The organism is Mesorhizobium sp. M1348, assembly GCF_040317925.1.
Classification (GTDB): Bacteria; Pseudomonadota; Alphaproteobacteria; order Rhizobiales; family Rhizobiaceae; genus Mesorhizobium.
Genome location: NZ_JAMYLH010000036.1, coordinates 25,777 through 44,755, shown reverse-complemented (window position 1 = coordinate 44,755; position 18,979 = coordinate 25,777). Strand labels below are relative to the sequence as shown.

Genomic DNA, 18,979 nt, shown 5'->3' with positions numbered 1-18,979 from the left:
CAGGGAACCAAAATGTCGCCGAGGCTCGTTCGTGCCTCGGAGGTTCAGGATCAAGAGCCACGCATGTCATTGCGGGGCATGATATTGAAATGTGCTACCTGCCGCATCGCGGGTGGTGAGATGCTGGTCCCCTTTCCGGCGAGCCGAAGCATTTTCTCTCTCAAGGTCACGCGCCTGTGCTTTGTCAGGACAAGATAGATGCTATTGGGATTTGGCCGCCGCAGCCGCGAGCATCGCCTGTCCCACTTCAACAGCGCCTTGAGCAGTTAGCGTCTCCCCGGCGTTCTGGATGTCGCGCAGCTCTTTGTTCTGACTGAGCTTGAATTTTCCAACCAGGCTGGTGATTTCGATCTCCAAGGCCACGATCGCTTTGGCCATTGTGTCAATGAAATCCTTCGGCGCGTCGCCCATCTTCCACGGGGCCGGCTGGTTGGCCTCGTGCATGTGAGTGAGCTTCGCGACGTTGCGGCGCACATAGCGCTCGTCGTCCCGAACAGTAATGCGACCATGGGCGTGGGCAACGAGATAGTTCCAAGTCGGCACCTGCTTATGGAATTCGTGTTTGCTGGGATACCAGTTCGGCGAGATGTAAGCGTCGGCCGCTCGGAAGACGACGAGGACTTCATCACCATTGGCAACCTCCGTCCAGACCGGGTTTTTACGGGCGACATGGCAATTGAGGACGCCCTTGTCGCCCTTTGAGCGGTCGAGCTCGAAGGGGATATGATTGGCGTCGAGGAAGCCGTTGCTGTGGGTGATCAGGATACCAAACGGGTGTTGTTCGATAAGATCAAAGAGGGCGTTCTGATCGGGCACGGCGAAATGCGGAGGAACGTACAAAGGTGGATCTCCTATCGTGAAGGGGGCAGTTGTCAGTGGTCAGCGAGGACTTGCGAGACAGCCAGGGGCGACGTCGCTGCTTGCGAAGAGGGTGCCGGAACCCGCTGTCCACCGCGCTCAAGCACCGCCATCGAGAAGTGGGCGGGCACGTCAGATGCCGCGGCATACGAGTGGGATTGATCCGTAACGAGGCGCGCACTCTCGCCTGCATTTAGGATGATCTCGTGGCTGCCTACCGTGACCGTGACGGCGCCTTGCGTAACCGAGAGCAGTTCGCGCGTATCGGGACTGTGCGCATCGGCGGCAAACACATCACCCGGCATGAGGACCCAGCTCCAAAGTTCGAACATCGTGCGTCCCGAGGTCGATGTGTGAAGCTGTGCCCGGCTGCCTTTGGCGCTCGTCCAAAGCGTCCTGGACACGCTCCGTTCGATCGGGAGGTCGGGAGCCAGGGACGCCTCGTTCAGCAAATCGGCGACCGACAGCGAAAACGCCGCCGCCAGACGGCAAAGGATGCCGATACTCGGGTTTGCCTTACCCTGCTCAAGCGCGACAACCGTCCCTTTCGACAGGCCGGTCAGTTTGGCCAATCGATCGAGGGTCAGGTTTTGGTCGCGTCTCAGATCCTGGATCCGGATCGCAATCGCCTGGCCCAGCTCCTGCTCGGTCTTTAAAGGTGTGGGGGTGTCGGTCATTATATTGACTTGGCCTCGCGCTTCGCTTACGGTCAATATAATGACCGGCGTGAAATTGCAACCGCGCTTTAAATCGAGGAATTGGCCAGTGCGCTTTGAAACGAAGGCAATCCATAGCGGTCGAGCTGTCGATCCGTCCACGGGCGCGGTTTCATTACCGCTTCATACCAGCACGACGTTCGAGCGAGGCGCCGACGGCTCGTTTCCGTTTGGGTTCGAGTACACGCGTGATGCAAACCCGACACGTAATGCATTCGAGTCGGCGATGGCCGCGCTCGAGGGCGGACACGAAGGAATAGCCTTTGCGTCGGGTATGGCTGCAATCGCTTCGGTCTTTGAGAGCCATCCCTCGACGGGACGGATCGTCCTTCCTGATGATATGTATTTTGGCATCCGCTCGCTGATGGACGAAACGGATATCGGCTCTCGCTTCGACTTCGCCGCGGTCGATATGCGGAATCTGAATGCCGTGCGCGATGCGGTCACCTCAAAGCGGACTGGCCTCGTGTGGGTCGAGACGCCGTCTAACCCGATGATCCGCGTTGTCGACATTTCGGCCATCTGCAAAATCGCGCACGAGGCCGGCGCCATCGCGGCGGTGGATAATACGTGGGCAACGCCCGTGCTTCAGCACCCGCTTGAACTTGGGGCGGACGCGGTCATGCACTCGGCAACAAAGTACATTGGCGGCCACTCGGATCTGATGGCGGGCGTCGTTGTTGTGCCGCATTCATCGCCTCTCGGACGGTCGCTACGGATGGTCCAAAAACACAAGGGCAGCGTCGCAGCGCCATTCGACTGTTGGCTGGCATTGCGGGGCCTGCAGACATTGCCGATCCGCATGCGCGCTCATTGTGAAGGCGCCCAGAAGGTTGCCGAGGCCTTGGCGTCTCACCCACGCGTCGAGAAAGTGCTCTTTCCAGGCCTGCAAGATGATCCGGGACACGATCTGGCTACGCGGCAGATGAGCGGTTACGGAGCGATGCTTTCCTTTATCGTCGAAGGTGGAACCGATGCCGCGATGGCGGTGGCTGCCCGCCTCAGCCTTGTTGTCCGTGCGACAAGCCTTGGAGGGACGCACTCTCTGATCGAGCATCGCGCATCCGTCGAGGGTGCGAAGTCCAAAGCGCCAGGCGGATTGCTGCGAATGTCCGTGGGGCTCGAGCACCCTCAGGACATCATTGACGACCTGATGCAGGCCCTGGGCGCAACTGTGTAAGCGAGGCCAGATAGCCCTCGTCTGGCGAAGGATCTGTGATGGGCCATAACCTAGGCCATCTTTGGCGAACACGGGCAGCGACAGCAGAGAATAGGCGGCGAGCCGCGGGGAAGGCCGCTATGAAACGCGCGCAAAGAAGCGGTCGCGGAACTGCAGATTTAGCTGGCTATGGCCCGGATGAGAACTCACACTCCCTTTCGCGCGGCTGGGAAGTTTTTTGAGAAGGACGGACTCCTGCGCTGATAGGCCGGGCGCACAAGCAGTTTATGGCGTTTGCCTGCGGCGTGCGAGATGCGCAAGGAGGGCAGCCAAACGCATCGCGTTCAGGACCCGCTTCGCAGGGACACCGCCCTTGCGCGCCATCTCGACACCCCAATGCATGTGGTCGAGCTCGCGGATCGAATGAGCGTCCGGATTGATGCTGAAGATGCAGCCATGATCGAGTGCCTTTTGATGCCAGCGCCAGTCGAGGTCGAGTCGCCACGGATGTGCGTTGATTTCGACGGCGACGCCGTGTTTCGCACACGCTTTGAGGACTCTGTCGATGTCGAGATCATAACCGGGCCGGCGCAACAGCTGGCGACCGGTCATGTGCCCGATGATCGTCGTCCGAGGATTTCCGATCGCCTCAATGATGCGCTCCGTCTGCTCCTTCTTCGGCAACTTGAAGCGGCTGTGCACGCTCGCGACGACGAAATCGAACTGCTCTAGGATATCATTCGGATAATCGAGCGCGCCATCCGCCAGGATGTCCGCCTCGATGCCCTTCAGTATGCGAAATTTTCCATTGTATGCCTTGTTCAGCCGGTCAGCTTCGCGGTGCTGTTCAGCAATCTCCTGCACCGAAAGGCCGCCGGCGTAGTGAGCGGACTGCGAATGATCGGCGACACCATAGTATTCGAAACCGCGCCTACGCGTGGCTTCAGCCATTGCCTCAAGCGTTTCGGTGCCATCGGATGCGGTCGTGTGAGAATGCAGGATGCCATGCAGATCTTCATCCCGAACGAGAACGGGTAGCTTCCGCTTTGCGGCTCGCTCAATCTCGTCCCTGCCTTCGCGCAATTCCGGCTCGATAAACTGCAAGTCTAGAGCTTGGTAGATTTCTTCTTCTGTCGCTGACGCGATCAGTTTTCTCCCGCGATGAAGCCCGTCGGCGTTTAGGGTGAATCCCTTGTCGGCCGCGAACGTCTTCAGTTGCTCAAGGTGATCTGCCGAACCGGTCGCTTCGAGCAGGCTCGCGCCAAAGTGCTTCCTGTCCGTGACAACAAGCCTGAGGGTTGTATCCTCATTTCCAGTCGACTTTCTGCCCTGCGCTACCAGGGCGAAGTCGGAAACGAGTTCGCAACCGCGCCGAAAGTCACCTGCAATGTCGACGCGCGAAAACTCTGGATGCTCTTGCTTCACCGATATGACCGCATGTTCGAGAAGCGCGGCGGCCTTGTGCAGGTGAAGTTGTGTTTCGCCGCTTCGCACGATGGCCAAGTTCTGCAGGAGTTTTGCCTGAAGCGCGGCGCCGAGGCCTTTGACTGGGCGTATGCGGTCTTCTCTTGCTGCGGCCTCGAGCTCCGCCAACGAGTTCACGCCGAGCGCCTGATAAAGCTTCAGTATCTTATCGGGACGAAGCCCGGGTATCGCAAAAAGCTCCATCACGCCGGCTGGAACATCCTCGCGCAGCTTCTCAAGGCTTGGGTGCGTGCCGGTTTGGTAGAGCTTGGTCACGATGTCGGCGATCGCGTCACCGATCCCCGGGATCTTGGTGAGGGCGCCGGCGGCGATGATCCGATCAAGCGGCTGCGACAGCGCCGTCAGACTGTCTGCCGCGCGCAAGTATGCCTTTGTCCGATAGGGATTGTCGCCACGCATAGACGCCCGTTGCGCATATTCCCTCAAAAGACTGGCGACAGTTCTCGCATCGATTTTTGCCATGGCTTCAGCCAAACGAGGCCGATCTCCGCCGGTTCCAATCAGGCAAGGCCATGAGCGCAGCGTTGCCCTTTGAAAGCTGGCTTTACTCCGCTTCCCGCGTCGGACGCTACAAGTTGGGCAACGATTGGTCAGCGCGACCCCATCCCGCCAGAGCTTTGGAGGCTGCGCGTTTCTTTAATTCAGGAGCATCGCCCACATGGAAATGTGAGGGCGCATCTATTGTCTTCATCTCCGCCCACGTGATCGGTGCCGCGACAGGGGCGCCCGGACGTGATCTTGCGCTGTAGGGCATGATCGCGGTCGCCCCGCGTTGATTGCGTAGATAATCCACAAAGATGCGACCCTTGCGGCGCGCCTTTGACAACACGGCCGTGAAATGGGCCGGATCGCTCTGGGCGACCGCCTGCGCCAGGCGAGACGCGAAGTCCTTCACCTCTGGCCACTCGGCGCCAGGGATGAGCGGCGCGATGACGTGCACTCCTTTGCCTCCCGTCAGCATCGGGAAAGTCGTAAGCCCCAGCGATTTAAGAATAGCGCGGAACTGAAAGGCAGCGGCGCGGACGGCCTCAAAATCGAGGCCTTCATCGGGGTCGAGGTCGAACACGAGGCGGTCGGCCTTTTCGACATCCTCGATCCGAGCCCCCCACCCATGCAGCTCAATCGTTCCCATCTGGACGCAAGTCATCAGTCCGTCGGCATCGTCGACATAGAGATATGGTTCCTCGTGCCCGTCCTTCTCCGTGATGCCGACGTGGTGGACTTTGTCGCCAAAGCTGCCGGCATCGTGTTTTTGGAAGAAGCACTTCTTCGCGCGGCCCTGTGGGCATCGAACCAGACTGATCGGCCGGCTGCCAACCCAGGGAAGCATGATCGCCGCAACCGCTGCGTAATGGTCGGCGAGCTGTCCCTTGGTGATGTTGGACTCCGGATAGATGATGCGGTCACGGTTACTTATCGCGATGGCTGTTGTCGCAGTCGCGGCGAAATCGGCTGCATGACGTTCCTTCTCGAGCACGACCGCGTCCGGCTTCTTGTCTTCGCGGAGACCAAGATAGCTCGGATGTCGTAACGTCCCTTCATTTGTCATTTCGGTGAAAGCAATCTCAGCGACCAGTTTCGGACGGAGCCAGTGTGCACCGCGCACTTCGGCGCGTGGTGCGTCGACGGTCGCGGCCTTCTGCTCAAGCGGCGCCATGATTTTCAAGAGACGAAGAAGTTCAGCGGTATCAAAGCCGGTGCCGACTTTCCCGGCGTAACGCAGCTTGCCGCCGTCATGAACGCCAAGGATCAAGGACCGAAAAGCTCGGACCTTGTCGGACGGCGTCCAGCCGACAATCACAAACTCCTGCCGTTTGATGCATTTGATCTTCAGCCAGCTTGCGCCGCGGGCCGCCACATAACTCGAATCCGCGAGCTTTGAGATGACGCCCTCAAGGCCGGCTGCGCAGAAGCGATCGAGCAGCTCTTCTCCGCGGCCGAGGATATGGTCGGAGTAACGAAGGACCGGATTCTTCGCGGGCAAGATCGCCTCCAGCTTCGCCTTGCGCTCAAGAAGAGGAAGCCTTGTCAGATCTTCACCGTCGAGCTGCAGCAGATCGAACGCATAAAGGTCGATAGTCGCCGGGGCACTCTTCAATGCATTCTGAAGCGCCTGGAAGTTAGATTTTCCTTCCGCATCGACAATCACGGCCTCGCCGTCAATCAGGGCGGATCGCACCTTGAGCTTGCGAGCCTCGGAGAGGATCGAGGGAAAGCGGCTAGACCAGTCCAGACCAGATCGTGTATAGGCTCGCGCCTCGCCACCGCCGACGGCAACGAGAATACGATAGCCATCGTATTTCATCTCATGGATCCAACGATCGCCGGCAGGGACCCTGTCCACGAGCGTTGCGAGCTGGAGCGGCCGGAAAGCAGGCGGCGCTAAAGTGACCTCGTCACGAGCGGGCGACTTCGCTCGACTAGCGCTCGACCCACTGAATGCCTTACGCAACGTTGGCTTGACCACTCTGACCTAAACCATACTCAGAGACGAATAGCGTTCCGCGTCCAACGCGCGACTACTTCTTTAGTTTCCTTGCAGGGCGTATTGAGGTGGGTCCCTGAAACGCCTGTTGAGGCCCAGTATCGATTCGCGTTTCGCGCCGTGTGATCTCTCGATTGAGACCTTGGCACGGCCCGAAGCGCGCGCCAATGTCCTCTGCCGCCATGACGTCTGCGACAAGTCACCGTAGACAATAACCTCTCCGCCGCATCGGAATGCTAGCCTACCCATCGACTACATCAGGCAAAGTATCTTCGACGACGTTCAAATTTCTATCGAAAGCATCGATATCGGATGCGTGGGCCCGGAGAGACCGCACCTTGTTCAGGATCGCCGCGACCGCCGCTTCCTTGTCGGGCGCTATGCGTGTTGTCACCGCTTTGGCCGCCAAAGCAGAAAAATCTACGGCGGAATAAGGTGGTAGGGCTGCAGCGTCTGTTGCTTTCAGCCGTTCTTTCACGATTGCGCGCCGGCCCGGTGGCGGAGCTAAACGGCCAGCTTTTGCGGCAAATATCGCGCCGCGCCGCAGGCGTGCCTGCAAGAGGCCTGAGCGGTACGCGGGAGCTTTCGGCACAATCGTCGGGAGCGCAGGAGATGGAACCGCCGGAGAAGCGCCCAATGCAGGACTTTTCGTGAGCGAGGGGCCGGTAGAGGCGGGCAGGGGCATGAACGCGCGTTTGGCGAGCTGGCCGTCGGCGAAATAGAAATTGCGCGTGCCGAGGATTGGCAGTTCGCCGCGCGGCAATATGATGACCTTGTTCTTGTCGAGCGTACGGATTTCGTCCGGCCGCATCAGGGGCCGCCGCACTTCCTTGCGGTGCTCCGAGCGCGTGTAATAAGTGTCAAACAATGTTGCCTTGGTGCGCGTCACGTCCTTTTGCACGTCCGACGTTTCGCCAAGCTGCTCGGAAACGTAGCGCAGATCGTCCGCATCCTGCGCACCAAAAAAGATCTGCACGCGAGCAGCGTTGATGAGCGTCTTGCGCCCTTCCTGGCGATAAATCTCGTCTACCGCCTTCAGCGACTGCACGAAAAACCACATGGAAACGCCGTTGCCGCCGAGCACGCTCGCCATTTCGGTCACGTTCTCGAGTTTGCCGAGGTTCTGGAACTCGTCGAGCAGCACAAGCACCGGATGCTCGTTCGGACGCGGCATGGTTTCCGACATGAAGTTCATCATTTGCGTAATCAGGACGTTGAACAACGGTCCAAGCGACGTAATCTGCTCACGCCGCACGTCGAGATAAAGAGAGATCCGGTCGCGCTTGAGCTTGCGAATATCGAACGTGCTGCGCGACGTGGCTCGCATTAGGCGCTCGTTGAGAAAGGGCGCCATGCCGGTGCGTACGCCAGCGTAGATTCCGGAAAATTGCCGCTCAGACATCTCGAAATATGGCAACAGGGTTTGCAGCGTGAAATGCGAGCATTCGCGGCGGCGTTCCTCGCGCAGCGAGCCGATGAACTCCAGGAGCGGCTGCTCGGCACCGTTCATGATCTCGAGGATTGTGGCAAAAGTCTTCTTCTCGTTCGGGATCGCCGGCGATTCCATGACGAAGGACGCAATGCCGGTAAAAAGGAGGCGGGCGTCGTTAACCCAATACGGGTCTGCATTTGAGGGCGGCCGCGGAAACAGCGCCCCAGCGATATTGCGAAGGTCGATGTCGCGCTGTGACGAATCCAGCGAGATGAAGTCCATCGGATTGTAGCATGCGGTATTGCCGTCCGGATCAGCCGGCGCGAAACGCACCACGCGGCTCATGGTGGAACGGTAGCCGGCGGTCGCCGCATAGGTCTCGCCGCGCAGGTCGAGAACCACGAGCGAATGCGGCCAGGTCAAGGCGTTCGGGATGATGAGAGACGTGCCTTTACCCGAGCGCGGCGGCCCTATGACGAAGCCGCCGACATCATCGCCATCAATCCACAATTTCTTGCCGCCAATCAGCCTGCGCTGCGTCAAGCGGAACTTGCCTGAGCGCTGATCGCGGCGCGGCGACAAAATTTCGGCCAGCCTGCCGCCGGCTCGACCGACGAAGACGCCGCCCACTTTCGTCAGGCCGGTTTTTGATACGTCGCTCATGGTCATGAAGCGAGAGTCATTGCGCTTTCTCGGACGCATGAGAAACAAGCTGACCAGTGGCAAGAGAAACCCCAATGCTCCTGCCGCAACGGCGTATTGTATCCGGCCAAAATTCCTCGCCATCGTGTCCGCCCAGGCCTGATGGACGACCGGCAATGGATTGGCGTTCAGCTGGTCGAACAGGACGTGGGAGCCAGTCCGGTACCAATCAGTCGCGGCATAGGCTACCATGAAGAGCAGGACGCCCAGGGCCAGCGCCATAAGCATCATGAAAATTGCTGTTGCGACTTTCTGCATGGATGGGCCCCGCTAGATCGTCTCCGCCTTGGTGAACTTGATCTCGCTGATGCCACGCCGTCCGCCTTCGGTGCGGACCATCTGGACGACCACCGGAATGACCTCGCGCAGGTAGTCGAGGATTTCGCTTCGTGCGAGGCCCGAGCTGCCCTGCATGACCATGAGCGCCAGGCGCTCGTAGGCGGACCGGGCGGAATTGGCGTGAACGGTGGTGAGCGAACCCGGGTGGCCGGTGTTGATCGCCTGGAGGAACGCGAAGGTTTCAGCGCCGCGCAACTCGCCCAACAGCAGACGGTCGGGCCGCATGCGAAGCGAGGCTTCGAGCAGCTGTTGCGCGGAGACCTTGGCAAGGCCCTGGTCGCCCTTCGAGGCTATCAGGGTGACGTTATTGGGAGCCGGCAGCCTCAGTTCGCGGGTATCTTCGATCGTGATGATCCGTTCATGAGCCGGGATCTCCTTCAAGAGTGCATTCAAGAACGTCGTCTTGCCGGTCGACGTACCGCCAGAAACGACGATCGAGACTCGGTTGTGTACCGCATACTGCAGGAACTCCATCGGCGAAGTGTCGTGCAGCATTTCGACAAGTCGCTTTTCTTCGGCTGACAGCTCAAGTCCGCTGCCCATCGCCGTGTTCTCGAATGCGCCGAGATCGTTGTAGGCATCAAGGCTCATATCCATGATGACCTGCTTGCGGATCGAAATCGCCCCGCCTTCGGGAGCCGCCGGCGGCAAGATGCATTGGATGCGCTCGCCCGAGGGAAGAGCGGCCGACAGGACCGGCTTTTCTTCGTTGATGACCTGGTTAGTCGCCGAGGCGACGCCGGTCGAGATATGCCTAATCCAGCCGGGCGTGACCTCGCGCTTGACGACGTGCTCCATTTCCTTCGCGCCGAGGCGTTCGATGAACAATTCACCTGGCCTGTTGATTGCAATCTCGGACACCGCAGTTTCGTTCAAATAGGACCATATCGGCTCCAGATGAGCGCGCAGGACCGGAGCTCTCGCCCAAGGATCGGGGAGGGGATGGACGGCATTCATTTCACCGGACTCCCATAGCCGGGATAAAAATGATCCTTCGGCGTGCCGTAGAGAGGCGTCGGATCGATCGCCTTCTTCGGCCGCCCGCCTGCCTTGAGGCGTGCAACTTCTTCCTGGACGGGATCGGCGTACAAATCCGAGAAATCGAGATCTCGCCGCACCAGCACCACCACCGATGTGCCCTGGTCGACGTAGACCGTCGGGCCAATGTTCTGCGTATCACGAAACGCCTCTTGCGCGAGTTGCTGCAGGGCGGTCGATGATTTGTCGAAGGCGATGCTACGCGCGTCGCGCTGCGAGCCATTGCCGCCATAAGTTACGGTCGTGGTCTCGCCGGTCACGGGATCGACCGTCGACACCTGGCGCTGTTGTCCATTCTGGCTGCTATCGGAAAGCGAGGACAGATATTCAGAGACACCGCCAACGACGGAAAGCATGATGGCGTTGCCGTAGCGTTCAACCCAGTGCGTATCAACACGCCCGCCCATGCCGCCGCGGCCGAGCGCGTCTGCCCCAGGCGACTTGATATCGACGGAAATGCCGTCCGAGCGAATGACCCTGCTCCAGACGATGAAAACACGCTTCTGCCCACGCGCAAGCCCCGAGCGGTATTCCCCGGTCAGGCGCGAGCCCTTCGGAATGAGGATCCGCCTGCCGTCGAGCGAGAAGACATCCTCACGCACGACCGCGCGCACCGCGCCGGGAAGGTCCGTATTGATCGCCGTTTCCAAATAGCCGCGAATGATCGTTCCCTCTGGGATCACCGCATCGGTGCGTCGGAAGGCCCTGGCTTTGACAATGCCGGAAGAACTTGCCTCAGACTGCGCCAAGAATGCCTTGTTGGGATCACTGTCGGCGCCGGGGACCGGGACGATCTGACCGTCAGGCGCGATTTCGACCTGCGCCGCTTGGGCGCCGGCATCCGTCGAGCCGCTTTGATCATTCGTCACCATCTGGTTCGACCGCAGGCGTTCCCACACCGCTTTTTCATGCTCGGCGGCCTCAGCCTTGCGGCGGGCCTCTTCGTCAGCCGCGGCCTTGCGGCGGGCTTCTTCGGCCTCAGCCTTTCGGCGAGCCTCCTCGGCCGCCATTTGCGCCTCCAGCGCGCGTCGATGCGCATCGAGATCCACGCCCTCCTGCACCGTCTGATCGACATTATCGGCTTGTTGCGTGCCGCTCTGGTCGGCGGCCGGTGGCGCCACCACGATCTGGTCGACCGTGCCGTCGGCAGGTTGCGGCGGTTCGTTCAACGCCGGCGGGCGGAACTCGGGCGGGTTGAAGTTTTCCTCGCCATCGCTGCGAACATCTCGCGATACAGGCTCCCGGGGCCAGTTCAGCCATATCAGCGCGCCTACCAGCACTACGCCGAGGCTGACCAGGGCGATCCTGGTACCGACGCCCGCACCACGGCGAGCGACCGTCGGGCTACCATCCAGTTGGTTATAATCGATCTGGGACATCAGCGCCCTCCGCTGGATCCGAACAGGGTGGAACCGCGTGTCAGTTTCGTTGGACCGTAGACTTGCTCGACGGGATCGATAGCGTTGGGTCGCGCCCGGTTGTAGAGGCAGAGCGTCTTGCCATCGGCCCGCAAGGTGAATTGCCGCGCGACCTTGTCGATGACTGTGTATTTGCCCTGCGTGCGAACGTTAACCAGCGACTCATGGCGCTTGTCGTCGACAACGAAAATAGCCGGAATGTCGCCCTTGAACTCCAAAAACACCTTGGTGCCGTCGTCGAATACGGTGCGCGGCTTCAGGCTGTCGTCGCCCTTGTAGGCGTAGTCGTAGTTGAGGTCGGCATAGTTCAGGTCCTTCAAATCCGGATCGGCGGCGCTCTCCTTGGCCTGTGAGAGCAGCCGCGCGTTGATATCCTCGTCCGGGTATTTGAACCGGACCTGGAAGGATGCCCGGTCACGGCTATTGTCAGTCGCCTGCAACAGCAAGGAATAGACGCGCCGGTTGGTGACCACGTTGACATTGGTCCACGCATCGCGCTCCAGCGGCTTGACGAACAGAAATCGCGATCCGCGTTTGGGGATGATCGACCAGCCTTTCGTGTCGCCGGCGGAAACGGTTTCGATGACTTCGGTCGGGCTGAGCTCGACCATCGTCGAAATGCCAAGAGCGGCGCGCACCGAGGTTACGTCGTCATTGTTGAAGGTAACATATCGGATGCGGCCGTCGCGTGCGGCCGCGCCGTGAATCGTGCCGAGCAGAAAGGCGGCTGACAGGGCGAGGCTCACGCGCCATCTCATTGCAGGCTCCCCGCGGCCGGCGCCGATTCCTGGTCTCGGCGGTAATCCGTAACCTGAAATCCCAACGGGTTGTCGAAACGCCATTCGTTCTTGAGCGGCGTTGAGGTGTAGCGGAACTTTATCACCCCCACCCAATTGTCGGTGGTGGACGAATTGTCCCGGCGCGTCGTCGTGGCAAAGCGCACCGAGGCCGTGTTGCGATTGAGCAGGGAAACGGACTTGATCTCGACCGAGACAGTGACATTGCGGCCAAAAATCTTGTCGAGCGATTGTGGATTTGCAGGCGTATAAAGCCACGTCAAATCCTTGGATGCCGCGTCGGTGGAGTAGAGCTGCGCCAGGTCGTAATTCTGTTTCAGTTCACGGGAATCGTAGGTTTCGCGGGCCCTGATATAGCGCACCAGATTGGCCGCCGTGACGGCCTCGTTCTGGGACAAATCGCCAGGCTTCAGCGCGCGCATGATCTCGAGGTAGCCCGTCGATTTGTCGACCTCCACAACATATGGTTCGAACTGCCGGAGCGGCAGGATCAGCACGAGCGCCAGCAGCGACAGCATCGCAACCAATCCGGAAACGCCGCTGACGATCCAGGCCAATGTGCGCGATCGGCGCATTGACCGGTGCGTGTCATCTTCCCAGGTCGCGCCAGCTCTGTAATAGCGCTTGTCTACGACTTCGCTGCTGTTGCTAGCAGCTGTTTCCATTGGAGTTGACACTTTACTATTGCCTCGTTTGCGCGACCATTCTGATCCAGAGCCGCGATCGGTAATCGTTGTGTTCTCGTTTAGGCCAGAGGCCTGGAGTTATCGCGCGCACCTTGCTGGATGGCGGACCGGGTTGCGGCATCCGCCCTCGCTGCTCGCGAAGTTCGAAAACTGTTTGCCGCGAGCTGCCGGGCGCCCCTAGCGGCACGGCCGGCGGCCCATCGTGCACCGGAGTAGCGCACGGCATTCCTGCCGAAGTTTCTATAAGGATTGTATGCGCCCACGGTGCTGAGATACCCGCCGCCGTTCAGGATCGAAGCAATCGAGGGTATCTGCATGAGAACGTAGATTCCGATAATCGTCACCAGAACCAGCGGCAGCACCAGCGACATTTTGCTGTCCATGGTCGCTCCGCCGGACGTGGCGGTGTTCAGCGCCGCATTGACGAGCGAGAAGTAGAAACCGAGAAAGCCGTAGATCAGGACTTGCTGGATCATCAGAAAGGTGGTCAGCGAAAGGAAGCCTTCGCTCATGCGCGAGGACCATCGATAAAGCCAAAGAATGATCCATATCGGCGCCAAGGCCAGCGTGATGAACAACATCACTTTGGCGGCGATGATCGCGGCAATGGCAAGCGCCGCGAAGATGATGGCAGACAGCAGAACGAGCAGCGACAAGAGCGCACCAAAAATGTCATAGAAGGATCCGCTGTAGACCTGATTGGCGACGTCCTGCGCCCCTTGGTAGAGATTGTCGATAAGCGCTGGGATTGCCGCCTGGTCGCTGAGCTGATTGCCGGTGGCCCGCGACACGGCGCCGACGATCACCTTACCGACCTCGTCTGGAATGCTTTGCACGAGCTGATAGATCGTCGCGGAAAATGTGCCCCATCCGGTCAGCAGCAGATAGATGATGACGGCGCGGCCGAGGCGATAGGCTGCTTCGATTGGTGAAATCGACTCTCGCCCGCTCAGGATCGAATAGCCCCACCACACGATATAAAGGGTCAGCATCAGGGTGAAGACGTTGCCCATCGCATTGCCCAACTGCATATAGACGGTGCGAACGAAGTCCTCACCGATGTTGTCAATGCCACCGAGGATGCTTGCGGCGAGACCGTTCATGGATCCTCGTCAACGATGCTGGCGAACGGCGTTGAATTGACCGGCTTCAGTGCGCCGCATTCGTCGGCATGGGCATACGCCAAAGGCCCGCACGGCGCTTTCAGTTCACGTTTTGCGCATCCGAAAAGCACTGGGCCGAGCCCAATCACAACGCATATGCGCAGGACTCGCCTCGACAAGCGCTCAGCCTCCGCTCTTGCCGAAGTCCACGAACGGATTGACGGTGCGCGGTGTCATCATCTTCTGCACCTGACTTTGGCGAAGTAGGTCTCCCTTCAGCTTCTCATTCAGGGCCGCGACCGCGCCGTTCTGGACGCCGATCAGTTCGTTGACGGCGCGCGCGTTTTCCAGCTGCATTCGTGTGTTCTGGTCCACCGAACCCTTGACGTCCTGCGACTGCCCGATCTGCCCGCTCGCTGACTGCAGAGACTGTTGGCGCTGGGTGACGCCCTGCGAAGCCTGCGAGGTCAATGCGCTTAGCAGCGAGGCCACATTGACGCTGCCGCCATAGGCCGTGTTGACGGCGCTGGTCTCCTTGCCGGCAATCTGCTGGAGCTGCTTCACCAGTTGGAGCCCATTGATGACGGCGCCGGCGATTTTCTGGATTTCGGGCGAAAGGCCACCAAACGAAAGAGCCCCGCCGTTCAGGATCGATCCGAACGACGGCGCCTGGGCAATCGACATGTTGCCGCCAAGGCCCATCTGTCCGATCCCGAGCGAACCATCACGACTGCCGCTGAGAGCCTGCAGGATCTCCTCGCTCTTTTTCAGGATATCCTTGTTCGAATCCATGATGGAGTTGGTGTTGTCCGCATTCTTGCGAGCGACATCGAGATTGGCGCCATCGATGACGGCAATCTGTGCGTGGGCCGTGCTTGCCCAAAGCGCCAGACTGGCAGCAATCGCGAATTTCTTCATGTCAGCCTCCTATTGCTGCAGAGAATCGATGACGCTGGCAGCGCCAGCAGGATCGGTGGTGATGATCACCGAGCGGCTATCGGCTGAGCTTGCCCCGGCGTTCTCACGTGCACATGGTGACCACCGGCCGCGATCGATCTTCAACCGTTCCAGTTCCGCGGGATTGCAAGAGAACGGGTTTGGAGAACCGCTCTTCGGCTGTTGCACCAGCTTCGACGCCTGCGATGCCTGAACGTTCTGCATCGATAGAAGCTGAGCCAGCAACGCCGTAAAGTCGCCCGCCTGGGCGAGGTACTGGTTGGTGACACCAGCGTTGATCCCACGAGCCGACGAGTTCAGCTCCCAAGCGTCCTTGTATTCCGTCACCTGGCCAACGGTGCCCGTCAGCGCGTCGATCGCCGCGTCGTTGGCGCCCATCTGCGATGAGCTTGCATCAAGCCCGCCCGCAGCCTTCCTCACCGTGCCCATGGCCGCGTCCTGGGCCGTGCCGCCTGCGCCGTCGGCCGTTACGATCGAAAAGGGTGGCGGCGCGGCGGCCGGAGCGTTGCCGCTCGACACATATTCGTTGAAGTAGCTGTTCCAGCCGCCGACGCCGCCGGCCCACTCTCTTTGCTCCCCTGCGTTCGATCCGTTGTAGAAGGAAGCGAGACAGCTGTAATTCGTCGCCCCGCATTGCTTCACGCCCATTCCGAGATATTTGACACCGCCTTCGACATTTTGCTCGTTCACGTCGCGGTCCAGTCCCATGGACTTACCGGTGCCCTTGGTCAGCTGCATGACGCCTTTGACGCCGGTGTGGCTCCCGGCACATGTGTCGAAGCGCGATTCCTGATAGGCAACGGAAAGCGCCAGGCCTTCGGGCACGCCGTATTTTTGCGCATAATAGCGGATCATCTTCACGTTGCCCGCGTCGCGCTGCAACGATTCTGCTGGCGACCGGCGAAACATCTGTGAGCGGTATTTGTTCGAATAGGTGCAGACGACGCTTTTCTTCTTGTCGGTCTCGTCCTTCTTCGCTTCATCCGACGTCTTGCTGTGTTGCTCGTCCTCTTGCCGCTTGTCGAGGTTCTGCCCGTCGATGACCGCGATCTGAGCGACAGCCACGCTCATGCTTTCCGCCGTCGCGAGAGCCACGGCCAGACAAGCGCTGCTAAGCCGCTTCGTCATGCTCGTTCTCCCATCCGCAGAAGTATGGCAGCCACATCTCCGGCTCGTCGCCGAAGGTCTCCCGGAGCCGTGCGCATTCCTTGCTGTTGGCTTCGTTCGAGGACAAGACCTTGATGAGATCGGGCATCGCCGACAAATCGAGCTTAGCTACGATCGAGTCGCTGTCGTGCTTGACGAGGAAGGTGCGTGTTTCCTTGGCGGTTCGGCGCACGAACTCGAATTCCTTCGCCGTCAACGAGAAGCGCTCGATGTAGGAGTCCTTGCTCGCCTTCGGGTTGGGGAAGAAAATGTTGGTCTTCGTTTGCTCTATCAGCGACGACGAGATGGAGGAATTGACGACGTCCTCCGCCGTCTGCGTGCCAAAGCCGACCACGCCGTTGCGGCGACGAATGGTCTTCAGCGTCTCGTTGATGAAAGCGGCGAAAACCTCGTCGTCCAACAGCTTCCAGCCTTCATCGAGGAAGAGCATGATCGGCGAGCCGTCGATGACGTCCTCAAGACGATGGAAAATGTAGAGCAACGCCGCCGAACGCAGCTTTCGGTCACTCAGGATCTTGGTCATATCGAACCCGACAACCGGCTTCGAAAAATCGACCAGATCGACGGGATTGTTGAAAAGCCAGCCCTTGTCCTTCGGGTCGAGCCAGGGCTGTATCCGCGCGGCCAGATCGTTCATGCCAGGCATGAGCGACCCCCGCAGCACTTCCGGCAGCAGGTCGAAGGTCCGCTGTTCGCGCGGAATCTTGTAGATCATGTCGACGGCGGCGTTGATGACGCGCATCTCCGCCACATCCAGCGCGCCACCTTCCGGCGTCAGAATGTAGATGAGCAAATCTTCCAGGAAGGACCGGTTTTCTGCCGTGTCCTCAAGCTGCAATGGCGCGAACCCGGTCGGCTGGGAAGGCTCCATCACCTCATAGCGACCGCCGAGCGCCCGAACGAAAATTTCAGCGCCGCGCATATAATCGAAATAAACACATCGTGGCCGCGGCATGATGCGCATGGCCTGCGCCATCAGGAATGACAGCACCACGGTCTTGCCCGAGCCAGTCGGACCGAACACCGTGAAGTGCCCGACATCATGAACGTGGAAATTGAAATAATAGGCTGTCTGGCTGGTCGTTTCGAGCAAAGCGATGGGCCGTTTCCAATGCAGCCGCTCACGTTGGCCCGACGGGAAATTGTGTCCTGAAAAAAGGCCGGCGAAATTGAGGGACGAGATCAACGCACGTCGCGCGATGTAGCTGAAATTTCCCGGCAACTGCGCCCAAAAGGCCAGTTCCGTGTTCAGTGTCTCGCGAACCGGCACGATCGACATGCGCGAAAGCTCCGCCGTGATGTCGGATAGCGCACGGTTGAGACCCCCTATATCCGGTGCCAAGGCCATGACGCTCATGTGATGTTGTCCGAAGACCACTTCGCCGCCGGCCAGCTTGTCAGCGCCGTCGTGGACGGACTCCTCAACCGTCGTGCCCGCCTCGTCGGAGCCCTCAACCTGGTTCGCGATGGTGTTGATCCTGCGCATCGCCGTGACACGATCTTCGATCGCAAAACTCTGCGTCAGGACAAACTCATGCGGCAGGCGCAAGAGACCGTCCAATGACCCCGGCGCGGTGAACGGTGGGTATTCCTTGATCGACACCATGGCGCCGAGCTTGCCAGCGTCCGGTCCGCGAAGTTCCAGCGCGGATTTGCCGAAAAACAATTGTCGTGTCGCCAGCACATCGCCAAGGCTCATGCGCGGCAAAGGCATTTCCACGTCGCCGCCGCCGGCGAGGATCTTCGCCAAAAATTCCGCGGGCTCGGAAAAGAAGCTTTCGCGGCGCTTCACGACGCCGAGAAGACGCGCACCATAAGCCGTGAAATCCTTGACCACGCCGTCGAGAACGTCACGCAATTCGGCCATCGCCTCTTCGCGGGTTTCCTCGCCCGCGGTACTTATGCGAAACGCATTGAGCGCCTTGTCCACCCAGCCAACGCGGCCGACCATCGGTCGGCGTATGACCGTCAGATACGCCTCGTTGACGAAAAGGTTTTTCGCCCCAAGCTCATCCATGTAGCGGGCGTCGAGCTCGGCCACGAAAGCATTGTCAAAGTCGCCTTCGATCTCCGGCGTCACGTGGCGGCGGATGATCGTTGTGTAGACCGCAAAGCGAGACGTCGAGAGATTGCGGAACGTCGTATTGCGGTTGAACATTCGGCTGTTCAACTCGGTCTGGTCCATCGTCTGGAAGGGCAGGCCACTGAGCTGGATGACGCCGACCAGAAAGCCGCTCTTCGTCACGATCAGATTGTCATCGACATGGCGAAGGTAAGGTATGTGCATCGCCGCGGGCTTTTCACGTCGGCGCTCACGTCCAAATTTCAGGTCAGTATCGAGGCTCATGGCGAATAGCTCCTCGCGCCCCAAAAAGTAAGGTTCGCCACCGCTCCGCGTTTGGAGACGCGCCGCTCGAAAATATGGAACATGTAGGGGTCGCGCTGGCACAGATATGCGCTGACCAGATGCACCACGCCGAACACGCCAAGGCCGAGCATGAAGCTGCTCGTGGCGATAAAACCGATCACCGCCAGGATGCCGTTCAGGGCAAAAACCTCATATCGCACCCCCCATTTCATCGGGGGGCGTGTCAGTGGCAGACTGACCGGTTCGACATAGACTTCCTCGTCATCCAT

At 59.8% G+C, this 18,979-nt stretch carries 15 protein-coding genes; 1 reads left to right on the top strand and 14 read right to left on the bottom strand.

All coding sequences use genetic code 11. The features are described 5' to 3' along the window. Positions 1-201 precede the first annotated feature (201 nt). Positions 202-840: an FMN-binding negative transcriptional regulator gene (locus NKH13_RS31735; RefSeq protein ID WP_352916740.1), complete on the bottom strand. Its 639-nt coding sequence runs from the start codon at positions 838-840 to the stop codon at positions 202-204. Between the two features lie 32 nt (positions 841-872). Then, positions 873-1,571, bottom strand: coding sequence for a helix-turn-helix domain-containing protein (locus NKH13_RS31730; RefSeq protein ID WP_352916739.1), 699 nt, complete (start codon positions 1,569-1,571; stop codon positions 873-875). Positions 1,572-1,575: 4 nt separating this feature from the next. Between NKH13_RS31730 and NKH13_RS31725 the strand changes: the two genes are divergently transcribed. Next, complete coding sequence (locus NKH13_RS31725; RefSeq protein WP_352916737.1) at positions 1,576-2,754, top strand: trans-sulfuration enzyme family protein; 1,179 nt, start codon at positions 1,576-1,578, stop codon at positions 2,752-2,754. A gap of 264 nt (positions 2,755-3,018) precedes the next feature. Here NKH13_RS31725 and NKH13_RS31720 read toward each other — a convergent pair whose 3' ends face one another. From NKH13_RS31720 to NKH13_RS31665, 12 genes are all read right to left on the bottom strand, one after another. Beyond that, entirely contained in the window at positions 3,019-4,680 is a 1,662-nt protein-coding gene (locus tag NKH13_RS31720; RefSeq protein WP_352916760.1) for a DNA polymerase/3'-5' exonuclease PolX, read from the bottom strand. Between the two features lie 106 nt (positions 4,681-4,786). After that, the gene (gene ligD, locus NKH13_RS31715; RefSeq protein ID WP_352916736.1) at positions 4,787-6,685 is read right to left on the bottom strand and encodes a DNA ligase D; all 1,899 of its coding nucleotides are present in this window, start codon (positions 6,683-6,685) and stop codon (positions 4,787-4,789) included. A 259-nt stretch (positions 6,686-6,944) separates the two neighbouring features. Then, complete coding sequence (locus NKH13_RS31710; RefSeq protein ID WP_352916735.1) at positions 6,945-9,095, bottom strand: type IV secretory system conjugative DNA transfer family protein; 2,151 nt, start codon at positions 9,093-9,095, stop codon at positions 6,945-6,947. Positions 9,096-9,107: 12 nt separating this feature from the next. Further along, positions 9,108-10,133 carry a P-type DNA transfer ATPase VirB11 gene (gene virB11, locus NKH13_RS31705; protein ID WP_352916733.1) on the bottom strand — a complete coding sequence of 342 codons (1,026 nt, stop codon included), beginning with the start codon at positions 10,131-10,133 and terminating at the stop codon, positions 9,108-9,110. Beyond that, a complete protein-coding gene (gene virB10, locus NKH13_RS31700) occupies positions 10,130-11,593 on the bottom strand; it encodes a type IV secretion system protein VirB10 (RefSeq protein ID WP_352916732.1) in 1,464 nt (487 codons plus the stop codon). The genes virB11 and virB10 overlap by 4 nt, the downstream gene beginning before the upstream one ends. Continuing rightward, positions 11,593-12,390 carry a TrbG/VirB9 family P-type conjugative transfer protein gene (locus NKH13_RS31695; protein WP_352916731.1) on the bottom strand — a complete coding sequence of 266 codons (798 nt, stop codon included), beginning with the start codon at positions 12,388-12,390 and terminating at the stop codon, positions 11,593-11,595. Before NKH13_RS31695 ends, virB10 begins: the two co-directional genes overlap by 1 nt. Further along, positions 12,387-13,094, bottom strand: a complete 708-nt coding sequence (locus NKH13_RS31690) for a VirB8 family type IV secretion system protein (protein WP_352916729.1) — start codon at positions 13,092-13,094, stop codon at positions 12,387-12,389. Before NKH13_RS31690 ends, NKH13_RS31695 begins: the two co-directional genes overlap by 4 nt. Positions 13,095-13,174: 80 nt before the next feature. Next, positions 13,175-14,218, bottom strand: a complete 1,044-nt coding sequence (locus NKH13_RS31685) for a TrbL/VirB6 family protein (protein WP_352916727.1) — start codon at positions 14,216-14,218, stop codon at positions 13,175-13,177. A gap of 183 nt (positions 14,219-14,401) precedes the next feature. Continuing rightward, entirely contained in the window at positions 14,402-15,136 is a 735-nt protein-coding gene (locus NKH13_RS31680; RefSeq protein ID WP_352916725.1) for a type IV secretion system protein, read from the bottom strand. Between the two features lie 9 nt (positions 15,137-15,145). After that, entirely contained in the window at positions 15,146-16,303 is a 1,158-nt protein-coding gene (locus NKH13_RS31675; protein WP_352916723.1) for a transglycosylase SLT domain-containing protein, read from the bottom strand. Further along, complete coding sequence (locus tag NKH13_RS31670; RefSeq protein ID WP_352916722.1) at positions 16,287-18,689, bottom strand: VirB4 family type IV secretion/conjugal transfer ATPase; 2,403 nt, start codon at positions 18,687-18,689, stop codon at positions 16,287-16,289. Before NKH13_RS31670 ends, NKH13_RS31675 begins: the two co-directional genes overlap by 17 nt. Beyond that, the gene (locus NKH13_RS31665) at positions 18,686-18,979 is read right to left on the bottom strand and encodes a VirB3 family type IV secretion system protein (RefSeq protein WP_023720449.1); all 294 of its coding nucleotides are present in this window, start codon (positions 18,977-18,979) and stop codon (positions 18,686-18,688) included. Before NKH13_RS31665 ends, NKH13_RS31670 begins: the two co-directional genes overlap by 4 nt.